The sequence below is a fragment of the Microbacterium sp. AC132 genome (assembly GCF_979258525.1).
Genome location: NZ_OZ409862.1, coordinates 3381774 through 3401338, shown reverse-complemented (window position 1 = coordinate 3401338; position 19565 = coordinate 3381774). Strand labels below are relative to the sequence as shown.

General features: G+C 68.0%; 16 protein-coding genes. 9 read left to right on the top strand and 7 right to left on the bottom strand.

Annotated features, from left to right (window positions below; genetic code table 11):
• Window positions 1-12: 12 nt before the first annotated feature.
• Entirely contained in the window at window positions 13-1251 is a 1239-nt protein-coding gene (locus ACZZZQ_RS16430) for an ammonium transporter (RefSeq protein ID WP_053096211.1), read from the bottom strand.
• A 115-nt stretch (window positions 1252-1366) separates the two neighbouring features.
• Window positions 1367-2416 (bottom strand): cell division protein ZapE, encoded by a 1050-nt coding sequence (zapE, locus tag ACZZZQ_RS16425; RefSeq protein ID WP_463507948.1) that lies wholly within the window; start codon window positions 2414-2416, stop codon window positions 1367-1369.
• Between the two features lie 146 nt (window positions 2417-2562).
• Here zapE and ACZZZQ_RS16420 point away from each other — a divergent pair, with 146 nt between their 5' ends.
• Entirely contained in the window at window positions 2563-3456 is an 894-nt protein-coding gene (locus ACZZZQ_RS16420; RefSeq protein ID WP_053096216.1) for a sulfurtransferase, read from the top strand.
• 19 nt (window positions 3457-3475) lie between these two features.
• Window positions 3476-3907, top strand: a complete 432-nt coding sequence (locus ACZZZQ_RS16415; RefSeq protein WP_072591311.1) for a SufE family protein — start codon at window positions 3476-3478, stop codon at window positions 3905-3907.
• Here ACZZZQ_RS16415 and ACZZZQ_RS16410 read toward each other — a convergent pair.
• Complete coding sequence (locus tag ACZZZQ_RS16410) at window positions 3891-5045, bottom strand: alpha/beta hydrolase family protein (RefSeq protein ID WP_056278797.1); 1155 nt, start codon at window positions 5043-5045, stop codon at window positions 3891-3893. The genes ACZZZQ_RS16415 and ACZZZQ_RS16410 overlap by 17 nt on opposite strands.
• Before the next feature lie 25 nt (window positions 5046-5070).
• Between ACZZZQ_RS16410 and ACZZZQ_RS16405 the strand changes: the two genes are divergently transcribed.
• From ACZZZQ_RS16405 to ACZZZQ_RS16390, 4 genes are all read left to right on the top strand, one after another.
• Window positions 5071-5652, top strand: a complete 582-nt coding sequence (locus tag ACZZZQ_RS16405) for a DUF3000 domain-containing protein (protein ID WP_056278798.1) — start codon at window positions 5071-5073, stop codon at window positions 5650-5652.
• Window positions 5645-6838 (top strand): ribonuclease D, encoded by a 1194-nt coding sequence (locus ACZZZQ_RS16400; protein ID WP_053096223.1) that lies wholly within the window; start codon window positions 5645-5647, stop codon window positions 6836-6838. The genes ACZZZQ_RS16405 and ACZZZQ_RS16400 overlap by 8 nt, the downstream gene beginning before the upstream one ends.
• Window positions 6839-6911: 73 nt before the next feature.
• Window positions 6912-8117 (top strand): thiolase family protein, encoded by a 1206-nt coding sequence (locus ACZZZQ_RS16395; RefSeq protein ID WP_053096225.1) that lies wholly within the window; start codon window positions 6912-6914, stop codon window positions 8115-8117.
• Between the two features lie 5 nt (window positions 8118-8122).
• Window positions 8123-10282 carry a 3-hydroxyacyl-CoA dehydrogenase NAD-binding domain-containing protein gene (locus ACZZZQ_RS16390; RefSeq protein WP_463507947.1) on the top strand — a complete coding sequence of 720 codons (2160 nt, stop codon included), beginning with the start codon at window positions 8123-8125 and terminating at the stop codon, window positions 10280-10282.
• Window positions 10283-10326: 44 nt separating this feature from the next.
• Here ACZZZQ_RS16390 and ACZZZQ_RS16385 read toward each other — a convergent pair whose 3' ends face one another.
• The 3 genes from ACZZZQ_RS16385 to ACZZZQ_RS16375 are packed head-to-tail and all read right to left on the bottom strand — an operon-like array spanning window position 10327 to window position 14511.
• On the bottom strand, window positions 10327-11979 hold the full coding sequence (locus ACZZZQ_RS16385) for a GMC oxidoreductase (RefSeq protein ID WP_463507946.1): 1653 nt from the start codon (window positions 11977-11979) through the stop codon (window positions 10327-10329).
• Window positions 11976-12887: a diacylglycerol kinase family protein gene (locus ACZZZQ_RS16380; protein ID WP_056278802.1), complete on the bottom strand. Its 912-nt coding sequence runs from the start codon at window positions 12885-12887 to the stop codon at window positions 11976-11978. Before ACZZZQ_RS16380 ends, ACZZZQ_RS16385 begins: the two co-directional genes overlap by 4 nt.
• Complete coding sequence (locus ACZZZQ_RS16375; RefSeq protein ID WP_463507945.1) at window positions 12880-14511, bottom strand: FAD-binding oxidoreductase; 1632 nt, start codon at window positions 14509-14511, stop codon at window positions 12880-12882. The genes ACZZZQ_RS16380 and ACZZZQ_RS16375 overlap by 8 nt, the downstream gene beginning before the upstream one ends.
• A 20-nt stretch (window positions 14512-14531) precedes the next feature.
• On the opposite strand from ACZZZQ_RS16375, the gene ACZZZQ_RS16370 reads away from it, so the two are divergent.
• The 3 genes from ACZZZQ_RS16370 to ACZZZQ_RS16360 all read left to right on the top strand — a co-directional run bounded on the left by ACZZZQ_RS16370 (window position 14532) and on the right by ACZZZQ_RS16360 (window position 17419).
• Window positions 14532-15140 carry a TetR/AcrR family transcriptional regulator gene (locus tag ACZZZQ_RS16370; RefSeq protein WP_463507944.1) on the top strand — a complete coding sequence of 203 codons (609 nt, stop codon included), beginning with the start codon at window positions 14532-14534 and terminating at the stop codon, window positions 15138-15140.
• Window positions 15137-16582, top strand: coding sequence for a glycerol-3-phosphate dehydrogenase/oxidase (locus ACZZZQ_RS16365; RefSeq protein WP_463507943.1), 1446 nt, complete (start codon window positions 15137-15139; stop codon window positions 16580-16582). The genes ACZZZQ_RS16370 and ACZZZQ_RS16365 overlap by 4 nt, the downstream gene beginning before the upstream one ends.
• A 141-nt stretch (window positions 16583-16723) precedes the next feature.
• A complete protein-coding gene (locus ACZZZQ_RS16360; RefSeq protein WP_053096235.1) occupies window positions 16724-17419 on the top strand; it encodes an SPFH domain-containing protein in 696 nt (231 codons plus the stop codon).
• Between the two features lie 57 nt (window positions 17420-17476).
• On the opposite strand, the gene dxs is transcribed toward ACZZZQ_RS16360, so the two are convergent.
• The gene (gene dxs, locus ACZZZQ_RS16355) at window positions 17477-19417 is read right to left on the bottom strand and encodes a 1-deoxy-D-xylulose-5-phosphate synthase (RefSeq protein WP_056278804.1); all 1941 of its coding nucleotides are present in this window, start codon (window positions 19415-19417) and stop codon (window positions 17477-17479) included.
• Window positions 19418-19565: the final 148 nt, after the last annotated feature.

Here is a 19565-nt window from a genome sequence, read left to right as displayed (position 1 = left end):
CCTAACGGCAGTTCAGGCGTCGGCCAGCGCGTAGCCCTCCTCGCCGTGGACGACCTGGTCGACACCGGCGATCTCGTCTTCGCTCGTGATGCGGAAGCCGATCGTCTTCTCGATCGCGAAGCCGATGATGAAGGCGACGACGAAGGAGTAGATCAGCACACCGAGCGCTGCGATCGCCTGGACGGCGAGCTGACGTGCGTCGCCTCCGACGAACAGACCGGTCTCGGTGGCGAAGAAGCCGAGGTACAGCGTTCCGATGAGGCCACCCACCAGGTGGATGCCGACCACGTCGAGCGAGTCGTCGAAGCCGAGACGGAACTTCATCTCGACCGCCAGCGCGCAGACGATACCGGCGACGGCACCGAGCAGCAGCGACCATCCGGGCGTCAGGTTCGCGCAGGCCGGGGTGATGGCGACGAGACCGGCGACCGCGCCGGACGCTGCACCGACCGAGGTTGCCTTGCCGTCCTTGATGCGCTCGATGAGGATCCAGCCGAGGATCGCGGCCGCCGTGGCGCCGAGGGTGTTCAGGCCGATGAGTCCGACGCCGCCCATGTCCTCTGCGAGCCACTCCGCGCCGGCGTTGAAGCCGAACCAGCCGAACCACAGCAGCGCTGCGCCGAGGAGCGTCAGCGGCACGTTGTGCGGCTTGAGGATGCCCTTCTGGAAGCCGATGCGCTTGCCGAGGACGATCGCGAGGGCGAGAGCCGCTGCGCCGGCGTTGATGTGCACCGCGGTACCACCGGCGTAGTCGATGACGCCGATGCCGCTGTCCTCACCGAACAGCGTGGTGCCGAGGTTCATGATCCAGCCGCCGCCCCAGACCCATGCGGCTACGGGGAAGTATCCGACGGTGGCGAAGACACCGGCGAAGATGAGCCAGCTGCCGAACTTCGCGCGGTCGGCGATGGCGCCCGAGATGAGCGCGACGGTGATGATCGCGAAGGTCGCGCCGTAGGCGACTCCGAGAAGTGCGACGTTCGAGCCCTCACCGGCCGCGAGGCTCGAGAGACCGAAGTCGGCGAAGGGGTTGCCGGCGAATGCCGTCGGGCTGTCGACCGCGCTCATCGAGAATCCGAAGAGGATCCAGAGGACGGCGACGAGACCGATCGAGCCGAAGCTCATCATCATCATGCTGACGACGCTCTTGGCCTTGACGAGACCGCCGTAGAAGAAGGCGACGCCGGGCGTCATGAGCAGTACGAGGGCGGTCGCGGTGATCGCCCAGGAGATGTTGCCTGGAGCATCCATAGTCAAACCTCACATTCGGGAAACTGAGAGCTTCAGTGTGACGAGGCCCGATTTCCGGAATGCGTGAGGTTTGTTGCGGTGGCGTTACAGAGACGCCGCGTGTGTGAACACTGCGTTACGCGACACTGCGATCCGCGTGTGTAAGTGCATTGAGTCTGGAGACAGCGCGCAGGTATTTCTTGCGATATCCCCCGTTCAGCATCTCTTCTGCGAAGACCTGGTCGAGGCTCACACCGGTGGCGACGATCGGGATCTGCGCGTCGTACACGCGGTCGACGAACGCGACGAAGCGCAGAGCCTCGGACTGATCGGTCAGGACCTGCACATCACGCAGGCCCACGAGACCCAGCTCGGCGATGATCCGCAGATACCGCGAGGGGTGCACTCGGGCCAGGTGACGGATGACGTCGGCGAAGGAATCGTCGGATGCGTTTCCGTGCCCCGCCCCCTCGTCGATCGCGCGGGCATAGGAATCGTCGTCGCTGACGACGGCGTGCCCGTCGAGCGCCCGCTGGCGGAAGTCGACGCCGTCGATGCGGATCGTCTGGAAGCTGTCGGACATCGCGTGGATCTCTCGGAGGAAGTCCTGTGCGGCGAAGCGGCCCTCACCCAATGCGTTCGGCGGAGTGTTCGAGGTCGCCGCGAGCTTGGTGCCGGTGGGAACCAGCTCGCCGATGAGCCGAGTCATGACCATGGTGTCGCCCGGGTCATCGAGTTCGAACTCGTCGATGCACAGCAGGTCTGCACCCTTGAGCAGGTCGACGGTGTTCTTGTAACCGAGCGCGCCGACCAGAGCCGTGTACTCGATGAACGAGCCGAAGTACTTCCTGCGCGCGGGCATCGCGTGATAGATCGACGCCAGCAGGTGGGTCTTGCCGACGCCGAATCCGCCGTCGAGATAGACGCCCGGCTTCGTCTCCGGCTCCTTCTTGGCTCGGCTGAAGAATCCGCCCCGCTTGAGCGGAGCACCGCGTCCGGCGAACCGGATGAGCGTCTCCTTGGCGTCCTCCTGCGAGGGGTAGGCCGCATCGGCACGATAGCTCTCGAACGTCGCACCGTCGAACTGCGGCGGCGGCACGAGGCTGGCCAGCATCTCGGGACCGGTGACGGTCGGCTGTCGATCTGTCAGGTGCACGATGCCCGTGCGGCTGGGCGTGTCGGTCATCACGGTCCTGTGTCGGGGGCGCACCTGTGTCGAAGTCTTACGAATCGGGTGCAGGGCGCACGGCGTGGATCTATCGTCGAAGTATCGGCTCCACATTACGCCGTCGTCCCCTGCATCATCGCCGCTCACCGTCTGAGGAGATCCCTGTGGCCATCGAGTTCGACACCACTTCGTCAAAGTTCGCCGAGTACGCCGAGCCCGGCCGTCTCGTGAGCACCGAGTGGCTGGCCGAGCGCCTCGGCACACCGGGCCTGGTCGTCGTCGAATCCGATGAGGACGTGCTGCTGTACGAGACGGGCCACATCCCCGGCGCCGTGAAGGTCGACTGGCACACCGAGCTCAATGATCCCGTCGTGCGCGACTATGTCGACGGCGAGGGCTTCGCGAAGCTGCTCAGCACCAAGGGCATCTCCCGCGACGACACCGTCGTGATCTACGGCGACAAGAACAACTGGTGGGCCGCCTACGCGCTCTGGGTCTTCTCGCTCTTCGGCCACGAGGACGTTCGGCTGCTCGACGGCGGACGCGATCGCTGGATCTCCGAGGGCCGCGAGATCACCCGGGACGCCCCGCAGATCACGCCGACGGAGTATCCCGTGGTCGAACGCGACGATTCGGAGATCCGCGCATACAAGGAGGATGTCCTCGCTCACATCGGCAGCCCGCTGATCGATGTGCGCTCTCCCGAGGAGTACAGCGGTGAGCGCACCACCGCACCGGCCTACCCCGAAGAGGGAGCCCTGCGCGCGGGGCACATCCCCACCGCCCAGAGCGTGCCGTGGGCGAAGGCCGTGGCTGAGGACGGCGGCTTCCGGTCGCGGGCCGAACTCGACGCGATCTACCGTGACGGGGCCGGACTCGCCGATGGCGACGAGGTCGTCGCGTACTGCCGCATCGGAGAGCGCTCGAGCCACACGTGGTTCGTCCTCAAGCACCTGCTCGGATTCGAGAACGTCCGCAACTACGACGGCTCGTGGACCGAGTGGGGCAGCGCGGTGCGGGTCCCGATCGTGACCGGCGCGGAGCCCGGATCCCTCTGATCGTGGGAGAATGACAGGGATGAGCACCACGCACGTTCCTGACACCCTCGCCGAGATCCGCGACGGATTCCTCGAGACCCCCGAGGCGGATCGACTGCTGCTCCTGCTGGAGTACTCGGACGAGCTGCCGGAGGTCTCCGAAGAGGTCGCGAATCACCCCGAGATGTGCGAGCGCGTCGCCGAGTGCCAGTCACCGGTCTACATCTACGTCGAGGTCGCCGACGGAATCGTGACCATGCACGCCACCGCCCCGCCCGAGGCGCCGACCACGCGCGGATTCGCGAGCATCCTCGTGCAGGGCATCTCCGGCCTCACCCCTGACGAGGTTCTCGCGATCCCCGACGACTATCCGCAGTCGATCGGTCTCACCCGCGCGGTGTCGCCGCTGCGCATCGGCGGCATGACCGGCATGCTGATGCGCGCCAAGAAACAGGTCATGCAGAAGCGCTGAACCCCTGCGCTGCGAGCCATCCGGTGATGGCATCGCTCCACCCTGCCTGGTCGTAGTTCCAGATCTTGGTGTGCCGGGCGACCGTGAAGCGGGGCATCGTGACCAGGTCGGGTCTGGCCTGCTCGAGTGCGTGCGATGCATCGGCGGGCACGAATCCGTCGTCGTCGCTGTGCAGGATGAGGATGGGCACCGACAGCTCGTCGGCGCGCGACACCATGTCCAGGCTGTCGAACGGGATCGCGTTCTCCGCGCCGCTGAGCCGCGCGGTGAACGGGACGGACAGTGCGCCCATCGCGAGGTCCGGCAGCGGTGCGTGCATGCCGGACTCGCGCGCTTGGAATCGCAGCACGCTGCGCCAGTCGATCACCGGCGACTCGAGGATGAGACCGACGATGCGGTCGCGGTTGCCCGAGTTCAGGGCGGTCTGCATCGCGACCGCTCCGCCCATCGACCATCCCATCAGGATCACTCGATCGGCGCCGTGTCGGAGCGCATACGACACCGCCGCATCGACGTCGCGCCACTCCGAAGCCCCCAGAGCGTACGCACCGCTTCGGCTGCGCGGCGCCTCACCGTCGTTGCGGTACGAGACGACGAGGTTCGGGAAGCCCGCGGCATGCAGCACGGGGACGGCACGAAGGCACTCGGCTCGGGTGACCCCTCGTCCGTGGACCTGGATCACCCACGTCGAGGAGTCGGCCGGGAACAGCCAGGCGGGGCATGGCCCGGCCGGGGAACCGATGAGCACGTTCTGCGAGGGCAGGTGGAGCTCGCCGGGAGTGGAGTAGTACCAACCGCTGAACGCCGCGCTCCTGTCGACGCGGGCGCCCGGTTCGATCTGCGTCAGCAGCTTGCGCCTCACGGTGGTGGCATCAGCGCTCAGCACCGCGCCGAGCTTGACGTAGCCATACGTTCCCGAGGTGAAGAGTCCGTATCGACCCGGGAGCTCGGTGTCCCGCGTCCGGGTGAGCTCGATCGTCTGCGCCCCGGTGTCGACGGCGAGGATCTCGACGTTCGCCGGTCGCTTCGCCGGCATGACGACCCGACGGGCGACGCTGAAGACGAGCAGAGCCAGCGCCGTCCCCAGAGCGAGCAGAGCAGGGACAAGGAGTGCAACGGCGTGCCTGAGACTCTTCATCGCTTCCTGACTCTAGCCTGTTGCCGTGACCGCACACCCCGATGCCGGGACGATCTTCGACGCCGCCGTGGCTGAACTGCGCGACATCGCCTTCCGCTCAGACATCACCATCCGCGAGATAGCGACGCCGCAGGGCCTCGCTCCGCACGCCCTCGCCCTCGCAGCCGACGTCCGCCCGGACGACGGCGGAGAGTCGGCATACGGGACGGGACGTTTCGTTCTGCTGCATGATCCCGACAACCCGGCCGCATGGGACGGCGACTGGCGGATCGTGATCTTCGCCCAGGCGCCGCTCGAGACCGAGATCGGCACCGACCCCCTGCTCGCCGACGTCACGTGGTCCTGGCTCGTCGATGCACTCGACTCGAGAGGCGCCGGCTACCACTCCGCGTCGGGCACGTCGACCAAGACCCTGTCGAAGGGGTTCGGCGGACTCGCCGACGAAGGAGACGGCGCACAGATAGAGTTGAGGGCGTCCTGGACACCCGAGGGCCCCTTCACACCCCATGTCGAGGCCTGGGTCGAACTGGTCGGGATGCTGGCGGGTCTTCCGCCCGGTTCCGAGGGCATCGCCGTTATCGGCGCGCGAAAGGCAGCACGTGACTGAATACTCCGTGATCTCCGACGTCTCGGAGTTCCACGCGGCATGCGCCGCACTGGCCGCAGGAACTGGGCCTGTCGCCGTGGACGTCGAGAGGGCATCCGGATTCCGCTACTCCCAGCGCGCCTATCTCGTGCAGGTGTTCCGCCGCGACGCGGGGGTCTTCCTGTTCGACCCTCCCGCTCTCGGCGACTTCAGCCCTCTGCAGCAGGCCATCGGCGACGCCCTGTGGGTGTTCCACGCCGCCAGCCAGGATCTTCCGTCTCTGCGCGAACTCGATCTGCTCCCCCACACGATCTTCGACACGGAGCTCGCATCGCGACTGCTGGGTCATGACCGAGTCGGACTCGCCGCGGTCGTCGAGAACACGCTCGGCATCACGCTCAAGAAGGAGCACTCCGCGGCGGACTGGTCGACCAGACCCCTTCCCGCTGCATGGCTCGAGTACGCGGCACTCGATGTGCTGCACCTCATCGACGTCTACGAGGCTCTGGAGGCGGAGCTCGAGGAGCAGGGGAAGACCGAGTACGCGGCCGAGGAGTTCGCCGCCACGCTCGCCCGACTGCCGAAGCCTCCTCGCGAAGACCCCTGGCGACGACTCAGCGGACTGCACCAGGTGCGCGGCGCGCGGAACCTCGCGGTCGCTCGCTCGCTGTGGCAGGCTCGCGAGAGCTTCGCCCAGGATCAGGACGTCTCTCCCGGCCGTCTGGTGCCGGACCGATCGCTCATCGCGGCCGTGCTGGCGAACCCGCAGAGCAAGCAGGCGCTCGCGGGGATCAAGGAGTTCCAGGGCCGAGCGAGCCGCACCCAGCTCGACCGCTGGTGGCAGGCGATGGTCGACGGACGTGCCACGGAGGAGCTTCCCCGGGAGCGGGTTCCCAGCGATACGCTGCCGCCGCCGCGAGCCTGGTCCGATCGCAATCCGGAGGCCGACGCGCGACTCAAAGCCGCCCGCCCGGTCGTCGAGGCCACGGCCGAGGAACTCGGGATGCCGACCGAGAACCTGCTCACCCCCGATCACCTGCGCCGTGTGGCGTGGGATGTACCGGGAACGACGCCCGAGGCCATCGGCGAGGCACTCGCCGCACTGGGTGCCCGCCCGTGGCAGATTGCACAGACTGCACAGAAGATCGCGGACGCCTTTGTAGAGGCGGCGCAAACGCCCGACGAGGCGTCCGCACCGGCTTCGTAGGTTCGATCCAACCGATTCCTCCCCGTTTCCGGCCCTCCATAGACTGAGGCCACCGCACAAACTTGGAGGCAGAGTGGCCGAGATCTCGGACGTCTTCTTCGTCGATGGAGTGCGCACCCCCTTCGGGCGCGCCGGCGAAAAAGGCATGTACTGGAACACCCGCGCTGATGACCTCGCCGTCAAGGCGACCATCGGCCTGATGGAGCGGAATGCAGCCGTTCCGGCCGACCGCATCGACGACGTCGCCATCGCCGCGACCAGCCAGACCGGAGACCAGGGCCTGACCCTCGGGCGCTCCGTGGCGATCCTCGCGGGACTCCCGCAGACGGTGCCCGGACTCGCCGTCGAGCGCATGTGCGCGGGAGCGATGACGAGCGTCACCACGATGGGAGCATCGATCGGGGTCGGCATGTACGACTTCGCGCTCGCCGGCGGGGTCGAGCACATGGGTCACCACCCGATCGGCGGCAACGCCGACCCCAACCCGCGATTCGTCGCGGAGCGCATGGTCGACCCCGGCGCTCTGAACATGGGTGTCACGGCCGAGCGCATCTTCGATCGCTTCCCGCACCTCACCAAGGAGCGCTCCGATCGATTCGGCATGCTCAGCCAGCACAAGGTGCAGGCGGCCTACGACGCGGGCAAGATCCAGCCGGATCTCGTGCCCGTCGCGACCAAGACCGCCGACGGCGCATGGGGCCTGGCGACGGAGGACGAAGGTCGTCGTCCGCAGACCACCATGGAGGACCTCGCGGCCCTCAAGACTCCTTTCCGCCCGCACGGCCGTGTGACCGCCGGAACCTCGTCGCCCCTCACAGACGGCGCCACGATGTCACTGCTCGCCGGAGGCGGCGCGGTCAAGGAGTTCGGTCTCGCGCCGAAGATGCGCATGGTCTCGTTCGCCTTCGCAGGCGTGCAGCCGGAGATCATGGGAATCGGCCCGATTCCCTCGACCGAGAAGGCCCTGAAGAAGGCCGGACTCACGATCGCCGACATCGGCCTGTTCGAGCTCAACGAAGCCTTCGCCATCCAGGTGATCTCGCTGCTCGACCACTTCGGCATCGCCGACGACGACCCCCGCGTCAACCAGTGGGGCGGCGCGATCGCGCTGGGCCACCCGCTCGCGGCATCCGGCGTGCGTCTGATGATCCAGCTCGCGGCGCAGTTCGCCGAGCGACCCGATGTGCGCTACGGCCTGACGGCCATGTGCGTCGGTCTCGGACAGGGCGGCTCGGTCATCTGGGAGAACCCGCACTTCGACGGCAAGAAGAGGAAGTAAGCCTGATGGCCCACTCGATTTCCGAGCAGTACGCGAACGTCGACTTCTCGCCCATCCAGGCGCTCACCGACGGCGAGGTGATCACGCACTCCCCCGTGCGTGACATCCGTCTCGCGTCGGGCAAGGTGCTCGCACTGATCACCCTCGACAACGGACGCGACCACACGCGTCCGAACACTCTGGGGCCGGCGACGCTCACCGCCCTCGGTGAGACGCTGGACGGCCTGGCCGCTCGTGCGTCAGCCGGCGAGATCCAGGCGGTCGGCATCACCGGCAAGCAGTACATCCTGGCCGCCGGCGCCGATCTCTCCGACATCAGCAAGGTCGGGTCGCGGGACAACGCTCGCCTGATCGCGCAGCTCGGCCACAAGGTGCTCGGAAAGTTCGGGGAGCTCGGCGTTCCGTCGTTCGCCTTCGTGAACGGACTCGCACTCGGAGGCGGACTCGAGATCGCACTCAACTCGACCTACCGCACGGTCGACGCCTCCGCCGCGGCGATCGCACTCCCCGAGGTCTTCCTCGGCATCATCCCCGGCTGGGGCGGCGCCTACCTGCTGCCCAACCTGATCGGGATCGAGAACGCCCTCGAGGTGGTCATCTCGAACCCGCTCAAGCAGAACCGGATGCTGAAGCCGCAGCAGGCGTTCAACCTCGGCATCGTCGACGCGATCTTCCCCGCCGCGAACTATCTCGAGAACTCGCTCGCGTGGGCGGACGCCGTGCTCGGCGGCAAGAAGGTCGAGCGCAGGAACGAGCCGGGCAAGATCGAGCGACTCACGAAGTGGCCGATCGCCATCAAGATGGCACGCGGCATGCTGGAATCGAAGATCGGCACCGTCCCGAAGTCGCCCTACGCCGCACTCGACCTGCTCGACAAGGCCAAGAGCGGCACCAAGGCGGAGGGCTTCGCCCGTGAGGACGAGGCGCTCGCCGAACTCGTCACGGGCGACCAGTTCGCAGCATCCATGTACGCCTTCGACCTCGTGCAGAAGCGTGCGAAGCGTCCGGTGGGAGCCCCCGACAAGGCACTTGCGAAGAAGGTCACGAAGGTCGGCATCATCGGCGCTGGTCTCATGGCGAGCCAGTTCGCCCTGCTCTTCGTGCGCAAGCTGCAGGTGCCGGTACTCATCACCGACCTCGATCAGGCGCGCGTCGACAAGGGCGTGGCCTACATCCACGAGGAGATCGGCAAGCTCGAGACCAAGGGCCGCCTGGATGCGGACTCCGCGAACAAGCTGCGCGCGCTCGTGACCGGGACGACCGACAAGAACCTTTATGCGGACTGCGACTTCGCCATCGAGGCCGTGTTCGAGGAGGTCGGCGTCAAGCAGCAGGTGTTCGGCGAGATCGAGAAGATCATCGCCGAGGACGCGATCCTGGCGACCAACACCTCCTCGCTCTCGGTCGAGGAGATCGGCGCGAAGCTCGCTCACCCCGAGCGCCTCGTCGGCTTCCACTTCTTCAACCCGGTGGCAGTGATGCCGCTGATCGAGATCGTCAAGACACCGACGACCTCGGAGGCGGCGCTCTCGACCGCGTTCGTCGTCGCGAAGAATCTCGGGAAGAACGCGGTCCTCACCGCCGACGCGCCGGGCTTCGTCGTGAACCGTCTGCTGGCCAAGGTCATGGGCGAAGCGGCTCGCGCGGTGTACGAGGGCACCCCGATCACGGATGTCGAGAAGGCCTTCGCGCCCCTCGGACTCCCGATGGGTCCCTTCCAGCTGATCGATCTCGTCGGATGGAAGGTCGCCGCCCACGTGCAGGACACGATGGCGCACGCGTTCCCCGATCGCTTCTACGCGAACGAGAACTTCCACGTTCTCGCGGAGCTCGACGGGGTCATCGAGAAGGACAAGGGCGGTCGTGTGACCGGCTGGACGAAGCAGGCCGAGAAGCTGCTGAAGCCCGCTGTCGGCAAGACGCCCGCGTCGGCCGAGACGATCCTGCAACGGGTGCAGGACGGCCTTGCGAGCGAGATCAAGATGATGCTCGACGAGGGCGTCGTACCCGAGGTCGAGGACATCGACCTGTGCCTGATCCTCGGCGCGGGCTGGCCCTTCATCGATGGTGGGGCTTCGCCCTACCTCGACCGCGAGGGCGCCTCGCAGCGCGCGTTCGGCGGAGAGTTCCACACTCCGCAGATCCGCGGCATCGAGCACCGCTGAGCTGAACCTCTGGGGGCCGCCGTCCGGCGGCCCCTTTTCCGTGTCTACGGTGCAGGACGCTCGTCGAGCTCACCGGAACGCGGCCAGAACGACATCGCTCTCTCAGCGAGCGCGGTGATCGTGAGCGACGGATTCACCCCGGGATTCGCGGGAACCGCTGCGCCGTCCATGACGTGCAGCCCCGGGTGACCCCACACCCGGTGGAAGAGGTCGACGACACCGGTCTCGGGCGCCCCAGAGATCACCGCTCCGCCGAGGAAGTGGGCGGTGAGCGGAATCCCGAAGATCTCGGGCCAGGATCCGCGAGGCTCGGCGGCGACCCCGCCGTCCTTCTCGACACGCGCGGCGATCGCCGAAGCCGCGCGATGAGCCTGCGGAAGATGACTGGGGTTCGGTGCGCCGTGCCCCTGCGCGCTCGTCATGACCATCCGCCCGAATCTGCGCCGGAGCGACAGAGTGAGCGAATTGTCCAGGGTCTGCATCACGAGTGCGATGATGCCCCGTTCGCTCCAACGTCGGAGCGAGCCCAGGCGAAACTGACGGATCGGTGCGCGGACGACCTGGCCCAGCACACTCACGAGACGGCCTCCGAGACCTCGGTCGCCCGGCACCATCAGCGATGCGAGGGTCCCCATCAGGTTCGATCCCGGCCCGTACCGCACATTCTCGACGTGAGTGCTCTCGTCGATGTGGAACGAGGTCGTGATCGCGACACCGTGCGCGAGTTCGAGGGACGCCGGAACGGCGACGGCGACGGCACCGTCGAGAGCCTCGGAGTTGGTCCGCGTCAGGCGACCCACCGCATCGGAGACCCGTGGAAGGGCCCCGGACAGCTTCATCCGATGCAGCAGCTGTTGCGTGCCCCAGGTTCCCGCGGCGAGCACCACCTGACGCGCGCTCACGGTGCGACGGTCGCGCCGGAACCACGCTCCGCTGCGCTCCGTCGTCACGGCGAAGCCGCCGTCTGCCAGGGCGCGCACCTCGGTGACGGTGCGCAGCGCTTCGATGACGGCGCCTCTCCTCTCGGCCAGCGCCAGGTAGTTCTTCATGAGCGTGTTCTTCGCGCCGACGCGGCATCCGACCATGCAGTTGCCGCAGAGAGTGCATCCGGTGCGGTCCGGCCCCTCCCCACCGAAGAAGGGATCGGGCGTTCGAACTCCCGGCGCGCCGAACCAGACCCCGACCGGCGCGTGTCGGAATGTGCTTCCTACGCCGAGATCTTCGGCCGCTCCTGCCATGATGCGCTCGACGGGTCCGGAGTGCGGGTAGCGCTCGACCACCCCGAGCATCCGCTTCGCCGTCGCATAGTGCGGCGCCAGCTCCTCCTCCCAGTCTGCGAGAGCGCCCCACTGCGGATCCGCGAAGAACGCTCCGCCGGGCTGGTACAGCGTATTGGCATAGTTGAGAGACCCTCCGCCCACGCCCGCCCCGGCGAGGATCATCACGTGCGGCAGGCGATGGATGCGCTGGATGCCGAAACAGCCGAGCCTCGGTGCCCACAGATAGCGGCGGACGTCCCAGCTGGTCTTCGCGAAGTCCTCGTCCTCGAAGCGTCGGCCCGCCTCGTACACGCGGACACGGTAGCCCTTCTCCACGAGCCGCAACGCAGCGACCGATCCGCCGAACCCCGAGCCGATGACGACGACGTCCTCGTCGAAGTCCTGGGCGTGGTGAGGAGAAGCCGACCTGTGGTTCACGGTGTCCCTCCGGCGCCCGAGGGGACGAGGACGGCCAGCGCGGAGCGCCGGATTCCGATCGTGCACTCATCTTCGGCGATGCGCTCTCCGTCGGCGTAGACGACGAGTCCAGGCGCGCTCACTGTCACGGTACGAGCCTGGCGCCGCGTCACCTCCGGTCGAGCGAGATGCACTCCGCGCAGCAGGAGCGGGAACAGCCGCAGCAGGCGGAGCCGGGTCAGCGGCGCGACGTGCACGATGTCCAGCATCCCGTCGTCCGCGGCGGCGCCCACGCAGAGAGGCATGCCACCTCCGTAGCTCGGCGTATTGCCCACGGCGACGAGCGTTCCCGGCACGTGAACCGGCTCCGCGCCATCGAGGGAGACGGTGAAATCCATCGGCCGCAGTCGCACGAGCTCCACGACCAGCGCCAGGTAGTAGCGCAGCACGCCGCGCGGCCAGCGCAGACGATTGGTCCGATCGCTCACCTTCGCATCGAAGCCGAGGGCGGCGATCGTCAGGAATAGATCGACACGGCCGGCGGCGCGGACTTCGCCGACATCCATCGTGCGCGGGATACCCGTCAGAGCGAGCTCGGCCGCAGCGACCGCGTCGCGACGCGGCAGGCCCAGGGCTCGAGCGAGGTCGTTGCCCGTGCCCGCAGGCACCAGGACCACCGGAACCCCCGCAGCGCAGACCACGTCGAGGATGCCGGACAGCGTGCCGTCTCCGCCCACCACGACGAGCACCCCCGGGCGCGCGTCGAGCGCCCGAGTCGCCAGGAGTCGACTCGATGCCGCCGACTCGCCCGTGTACGCCCGCACGTCCGCTCCTCGGGATCGCAGGTGCGCCACGGCGACCTCGGTCTCTCGGGCACCACGACCTTTTCCTGCGAACGGGTTCGACAGCACCGCGATGTGCTCAGCCACGTCCGCGCGCCCGATTCGACGAGATGACCGCTCCCGGGTTGAGGATCCACGTCGGATCGAGCTCCCGCTTGATGGCCGCGAGGATTCGCACCCCCGTGTCTCCGATCTCCTGCTCCAGCCAGGCGGCATGATCACGACCGACCGCATGGTGATGGCTGATGGTACCGCCCGCCGCGAGCAGCGCATCGTTCACGCGTCGCTTGATCTGCGTCCAGGTGTCGAGCGGTTCGGATCGGAGGTTCGCGATCACCGTGAAATACAGCGAGGCTCCGGTGGGATAGACGTGCGAGACGTGGCACATCACGTACGACCGGGCGCCGGCATCCTCGAATCCTGCGCGAAGAGCCGACGTGACCGCCGCTCTGAGGTGCAGCAGGTTCGACCAGGTGGTCGCCGTCTCGAGCGTCTCGCAGAACACTCCTGCATCCAGCAGCGAGTCGCGCAGATACGGACCGTCGAAGCGCCCGGAGAGCCACCCCTCTGCGGCGCCCTCACCCGACGAGATCCCACCGGCCGCCGCCAGGATCGCCGATGTGCGCCCCCGACGCTCGGCGATGTCGTCTCCCTCATAGACGGTGACGAGGCTCGCGCCCTTCGCGAGGGCCCGCCCGATCCGACCGACCTGGGCGAGGCTGACCGCCGTCTCGGCTTCATCCGACAGACGCAGCACTGTCGGGCCGCCACCGTGCTGCGTCACGCGGCGCAGTCCATCGACGCCCTGCGTGAAGTCCGCGAAGGTCCAGGCTTCGAAGAGGCGGTCACGCGGTACCGGATGAACGCGCACTCTCACTTCGGTGATGACGCCGAAGATGCCCTCCGACCCCAGGAAGACGCGGACGAGATCGGGCCCGGCTGAAGATCCCGGCGACCGTCCGAGCTCGATGTCGCCGGTCGGCGTCGCGACTCTCAGCCCGGTGACCATGGAGTCGAATCGCCCATGCCCTGCCGAGTTCTGACCTGACGAGCGTGCAGCGGCGAACCCTCCGATCGTGGCGTACCGGAAGCTCTGGGGGTAGTGACCGAGTTCGAACCCCCTGGCCGCGAGCAGAGCCTCAGCATCCGGCCCCGTCGTTCCGGCGGCGAGAATCGCTTCGCCGCTCGCCTCGTCGAAGTGGATGAGGCCCGAGAGCCGGCGCAGATCCAGGCTGACGACAGCGCGGTGCGTGCCGCGTTCGGGATCGAGAGCGCCCACCACGCTCGTCCCACCGCCGAACGGGATCACGGCTATCCTCCGGTCGACGCACGCCCGGAGCACCGCCGCGACCTCATCGTGGGTTCCCGGCAGCACCACCGCGTCAGGGGAAGTCTGCTGAGGTCTACGGCGCCGGAGAAGGTCGGGCGTCGAACGTCCCCCGGCATGGCGGATGCGCGTCTCGCGCGAGATGTCGATGTGCTCCGCGCCGACGACGGCGGCCAATCCCTCGAGATCGTCCTCCTGGAGCGACGACGGCGCGAGCGCCACCTCGGCGAGTTCCACGGGCGTCGCGGGCCTGTGCACGCGACCGAGCAGCAACGGCAGCATCATCCGGACGGCGCGCGGCAGATCCGACGCCCTGGCGGGATCGCCCCAGCCGTTCCATCGCATCTCCGTCGTCACGGCAACCCTGCCGTTCTCTGAGCCCATGCGTTACAGTGTGACAGATCATGGAAGAACGTCAACTGGTGCTCGACGCGATGTCCGACCGCGCTCGGGAGTGGGATGCCACGCAGTCGCGCATCCTCGACGCCGCCGATGCGCTGATCGGTCGACGAGGCGTGAATGGCGTCACGATCGCAGAGCTCGCTCGGCGCGCGGGGCACAGCCGGCCGACGATCTACCGCAGCTGGAACGACGCCGACGATGTCGTCCGCTCAGCGCTCCTGCGCAGAGTCGCGGTGATCCTCGCGCAGTTCCCCACGCACGCGACCAGCCGACACGGACTCGTCGACGATGTTCTCCGCTTCTCCACCCTCTTCCGCGCCGACGACGTGTACGGACGGCTTCTCGCCGATGAACCGGAGGCGTTCACCCGCTACACGCTGCAGCGTGTGGGTTCGAGCCAGAGACTCATCCTGAGGTGGCTGGCGACCGCGATCGGTGCGGCGCAGCAGGGAGGATCGGTGAGGCACGGCGATCCCGACGAGATTGCCGTCATGCTGCTGCTCATCGCGCAGTCGGCCGTGCTCTCGCACGGAACGGTGTCGGAGCTCCTCTCCGAGGAGTCTTGGGAGCGCGAGCTGCGAGCAGCCCTCGACGGGCTCCTGCGGCCATGACCGCGCACTCCCCCGACCTCAACGTCGCGCGTCGGGCCGCAGAGCTCTCCCTGGCCGCGGAGCAGACCGTCGACCTTCTGGTGATCGGCGGAGGCATCACGGGGGTCGGTGTCGCGCTCGACGCCGCCTCGCGGGGTCTGAGCGTCACTCTTCTCGAAGGCGAGGACCTCGCGTTCGGCACCAGCCGATTCAGCTCGAAACTGGTGCACGGTGGACTCCGTTATCTCGCCACCGGCGATGTGGCCACGGCGAAGGAGAGCGCATTCGAGCGTCACCTGCTGATGACCAGGATCGCGCCGCACCTCATTCGCTCTCTCCCGCAGCTGCTGCCCTTCACGACAGGGCTGACGGCCCGCCAGCGCGCAGCCGGCGCGGTCGGGATGGCCCTGGGTGATCTGCTGCGGATGCGAGCGGGCACGCCGCGCCGGTTCCTCCCCCCGCCGCGTCTCGTCTCGGCGCGTACGGCACAGCGGCTCTTCCCGTCGCTCGCCGGAGCTGGGCTGCGCGGAGGGATGCTCTCCTACGACGGGCAACTGATCGACGACGCCCGCCTGGTCGTGACCGTCGCCAGGACAGCCGCCAGTCTGGGCGCCCGCGTCCTCACCCGCGTCCGAGCGCTCGAGCTGCGCGTCGACGGCGCGACCGCCGAAGACGTGCTGACGGGCGAGCGTCTGGACATGCGCGCCCGATCCGTCGTCAATGCCACCGGCGTCTGGGCCGGAAGCCTCGACGAGTCGATCACCGTGCGGCCCAGCCGCGGAACGCACATCGTGCTGGATGCCGCGGATCTCGGCGACCCGTCCGCGGCACTGACCATTCCGCATGAGGGGTCGATCAGCCGCTTCGTGTTCGCGCTGCCGCAGCAGCACGGCCGCGTGATCGTCGGACTCACTGACGAAGATGCGCCGGGCCCTGTTCCGCGGGTCCCCGAGCCGACCGAGGGCGAGATCGAGTTCCTGCTCGCGAACCTCAACCGAGTACTGACCGTCCCGATCACGCGCACGCAGGTCAGGGGATCGTTCGCGGGCCTGCGGCCGCTCGTCGACACCGGTGCGGCGTCGACGGCGGACATCTCCCGTCGGCACCTGGTCCGCGTCTCCGAGCGCGGCTTCGTCAACGTCCTCGGAGGCAAGCTGACCACCTACCGGCGGATGGCGGAGGATGCGGTTGACCTCGCCGTGGCATCGGCGGGGCTCGACGCCGGCGCGAGCCGCACGGTATCCCTCCGCCTCACCGACTCCGCGATGAGGGCCGAGGACAGCGGGGGCCGGGGGCACATCTCCCCAGCGACCATCGACTTCGCCGTCCGCGCGGAGGGCGCGATGACCGCCGACGACGTCCTCGATCGCCGCACCCGGCTCGGCCTCGTCGACGACGACCGGGAGCGGCAGAGGGCGTTCGTCGAATCCGAGGTCGCCGAGATCCTCGCCACGTTCTCCTGACGACGCCGCATCCGCGCGACCGCCGCCAACCGTATCCGCGTCACGGCACACCGGGTAACGAGCACGGAACAGCGAATGAACACCTTCGCCAGCGCCGCTCAGAGAGCGCCCCGAACGCGATCGAGGGGGCACAGTGGTGGCATGGACATGCTCCTCTCGATGTTGGGCGGCAAGGGAATGTCGGGGCTCTTCAAGACCGGCACGGCGATCCTCACGATCCTGCTGGTCGTGCCGGCGCTGCTGAAGATCTTCATCGTCACGGTCGATGAGGGGTGGGCTGCGATCCGCACCCGGAACGGCAAGCCGATCATCCGGAACCGCCCGCAACGGCGCCCCACCTCACGTGGCGGAGCGGTCGGCGAAGTCGTGGTCCTCGATCCGGGGTCGCATGGCGCGTTCCCCCTGTTCTACTGGTATCGACTGATCGATGTGCGCTGCAGGGCGACGGATCTGCCCGCGCGCGAGATGACCGGGGCGAGCGGCCATCAGCACCGGGTGCACGCGTCGTTCGAGTGGCGACCGATCCCGACCGGACGAGATCTCCGAGTGTTCGAACTCGACGTCGTGAACGTCAAAGAACGGGCCTCGAACATCGTGGGCGCCGCACTGCGCGACGTCATCCGCGGCCTCGAGGGCGCGGAGCTGCCCCACAACGACGAGATCAACACCCGCGTGATCGCGGCCAGCGCCGACGAGGTGCGTCGGGCATGCGGCGTCGAGCTGGTACGCGTCATGGTCACCGGTGACGCGCTCACCGACGGCTATCTGCTCTCGGCCGCGCTCCGGGACACCGATCGCGGGGCGCAGGCGGTCGCCGCACTCCACGCTCTCAACTGATCGCAGCGGTCGAACGGTCTGTGACCGTCATCCGCCGTCACGCGGTGGCGACGCCGGTCAGCGGCGTTCGTGCAGCGGCAGATCGACCGTCCCGCTCGTGCCCGCATCCCGAGCGACGGGGATCCGAGTCCCGAGCACCTGCGAAACGACGTCCTGCGCGATCTTCGATGCGGTGAGACCGGCGTCGGCGAGGATCTGGTCCCTCGACGCGTGATCGATGAACTCGTCAGGAAGCCCCAGCTCGTCGACGGCGGTGTCGATGCCCGCCTCGCGAAGCACCTGCCGGACACGCGTGCCGATGCCGCCGACGCGGATGCCGTCTTCGATGGTGATGACCAGACGATGACGAGCTGCCATGCTCACGATCGAGGGCTGCACCGGGATGGCCCAGCGCGGATCGATCACCGTGGCGCCGATGCCCTGAGCGCGCAGACGCTCTGCGACGTCCATCGCGAGCGCGGCGAACGGGCCGATGCCGATGAGCAGGACATCCTCGGACTCGCCGCGGGCGAGCACATCGACGCCGTCGTGCAGCCGCTCGATGGCCGGAAGATCCGCCGCGACGTCGCCCTTCGGGAAGCGGATGACGGTCGGCGCATCGTCGACGAGCACCGCCTCATCGAGGGCCTCCTGCAACCGGGCTCCGTCACGCGGCGCGGCGATGCGGATGTGCGGGACGATCTGCAGCATCGCGAGATCCCACATGCCGTGGTGGCTGGGACCGTCCGGGCCGGTGACGCCGGCGCGGTCGAGCACGAAGGTCACGCCCGCCCGATGCAGAGCGACGTCCATGAGCACCTGGTCGAAGGCGCGCCCCATGAAGGTGGCGTAGACCGCGACGACGGGGTGCAGACCTCCGAAGGCGAGACCTGCGGCCGACGCGACGGCGTGCTGCTCGGCGATGCCCACGTCGTACACGCGATCGGGGAAGCGCTCGGCGAACGGCGCGAGACCGGTCGGTCGCAGCATCGCTGCGGTCATCGCGATGACGTCGCTTCGACGCTCTCCGATGGCGACGAGCGACTCGGAGAACACGTCGGACCAGCCCGTTCCGCTGGAAGAGAGTGTCTCGCCGGTCGCGGGGTCGATACGTCCGACCGCATGGAACTGGTCGGCCTCATCGTCGCGAGCAGGCTGGTAGCCGCGGCCCTTCTCGGTGATCGTGTGCACGATCACCGGCGCACCGTAGGATTTGGCCAGCTCGAGCGTCTCGAGCAGGGCGGGGAGATCGTGCCCGTCGACCGGGCCGAGGTACTTGATGTCGAGGTTCGAGTACAGCGCCTCGTTGTTCGTGAACCGCGAGAGGAAGCCGTGGGTGCCGCCGCGCACCCCGCGGAACACCGCGCGGCCGACCGGACCGAACGCACGGAAGAGTCGGTCCGACTTGTGGTGCAGCTCCTTGTACGCAGCCGCGGTGCGCACCCGATTGAGGAACCGGGACATGCCGCCGATGGTCGGCGCGTAGGAACGACCGTTGTCATTCACGACGATCACGAGGTTGCGATCGTTGTCGTCGGAGATGTTGTTGAGCGCCTCCCACGTCATGCCGCCCGTGAGTGCTCCGTCGCCGACGACGGCCACGACGTGACGGTCGGCTCGCCCCGTGGCGGTCAGCGCGCGCGACACACCGTCGGCCCAGCTGAGCGAGCTCGACGCGTGCGAGGACTCGACCACGTCGTGAGGGCTCTCGCCGCGCTGGGGATACCCGGCGAGTCCACCGCGCACTCGCAGAGACGAGAAGTCCTGGCGACCGGTGAGGAGCTTGTGCACGTAGGACTGGTGCCCCGTGTCGAAGATGAAGGGGTCGTCGGGCGACGAGAAGACGCGGTGCAGAGCGATCGTGAGCTCGACGACACCGAGGTTGGGGCCGAGATGCCCGCCGGTGCGCGACACGTTCTCGACGAGGAACTCGCGGATCTCACCGGCGAGTTCGATCAGCTGATCCTCTGACAGGGAGTCGAGGTCACGGGGTCCTGAGATGCTCGGAAGAATGGGCATCTGCACCTCCTCTTAGGCACCGTTCGCGGCGCCGATTCCGGTACGGACGCCTGCTCGATCCTACCCCGGGCACCCGGGAAAGCTCGGAGAGCGACTCCCCCTTGACACCGCCCCCGGCACGCGGAAAGGGCCCGGTTCCGAAGAACCG

What these genes read in the sequence shown, in the direction of transcription:
- ACZZZQ_RS16430 (WP_053096211.1), bottom strand. Translation starts at nt 1,251, where the DNA reads ATGGATGCTCCAGGCAACATCTCCTGGGCGATCACCGCGACCGCCCTC.
- zapE (WP_463507948.1), bottom strand. Translation starts at nt 2,416, where the DNA reads ATGACCGACACGCCCAGCCGCACGGGCATCGTGCACCTGACAGATCGA.
- ACZZZQ_RS16415 (WP_072591311.1), top strand. Translation starts at nt 3,476, where the DNA reads ATGAGCACCACGCACGTTCCTGACACCCTCGCCGAGATCCGCGACGGA.
- ACZZZQ_RS16410 (WP_056278797.1), bottom strand. Translation starts at nt 5,045, where the DNA reads ATGAAGAGTCTCAGGCACGCCGTTGCACTCCTTGTCCCTGCTCTGCTC.
- ACZZZQ_RS16390 (WP_463507947.1), top strand. Translation starts at nt 8,123, where the DNA reads ATGGCCCACTCGATTTCCGAGCAGTACGCGAACGTCGACTTCTCGCCC.
- ACZZZQ_RS16375 (WP_463507945.1), bottom strand. Translation starts at nt 14,511, where the DNA reads ATGGGCTCAGAGAACGGCAGGGTTGCCGTGACGACGGAGATGCGATGG.
- ACZZZQ_RS16370 (WP_463507944.1), top strand. Translation starts at nt 14,532, where the DNA reads ATGGAAGAACGTCAACTGGTGCTCGACGCGATGTCCGACCGCGCTCGG.
- ACZZZQ_RS16365 (WP_463507943.1), top strand. Translation starts at nt 15,137, where the DNA reads ATGACCGCGCACTCCCCCGACCTCAACGTCGCGCGTCGGGCCGCAGAG.
- ACZZZQ_RS16360 (WP_053096235.1), top strand. Translation starts at nt 16,724, where the DNA reads ATGGACATGCTCCTCTCGATGTTGGGCGGCAAGGGAATGTCGGGGCTC.
- dxs (WP_056278804.1), bottom strand. Translation starts at nt 19,417, where the DNA reads ATGCCCATTCTTCCGAGCATCTCAGGACCCCGTGACCTCGACTCCCTG.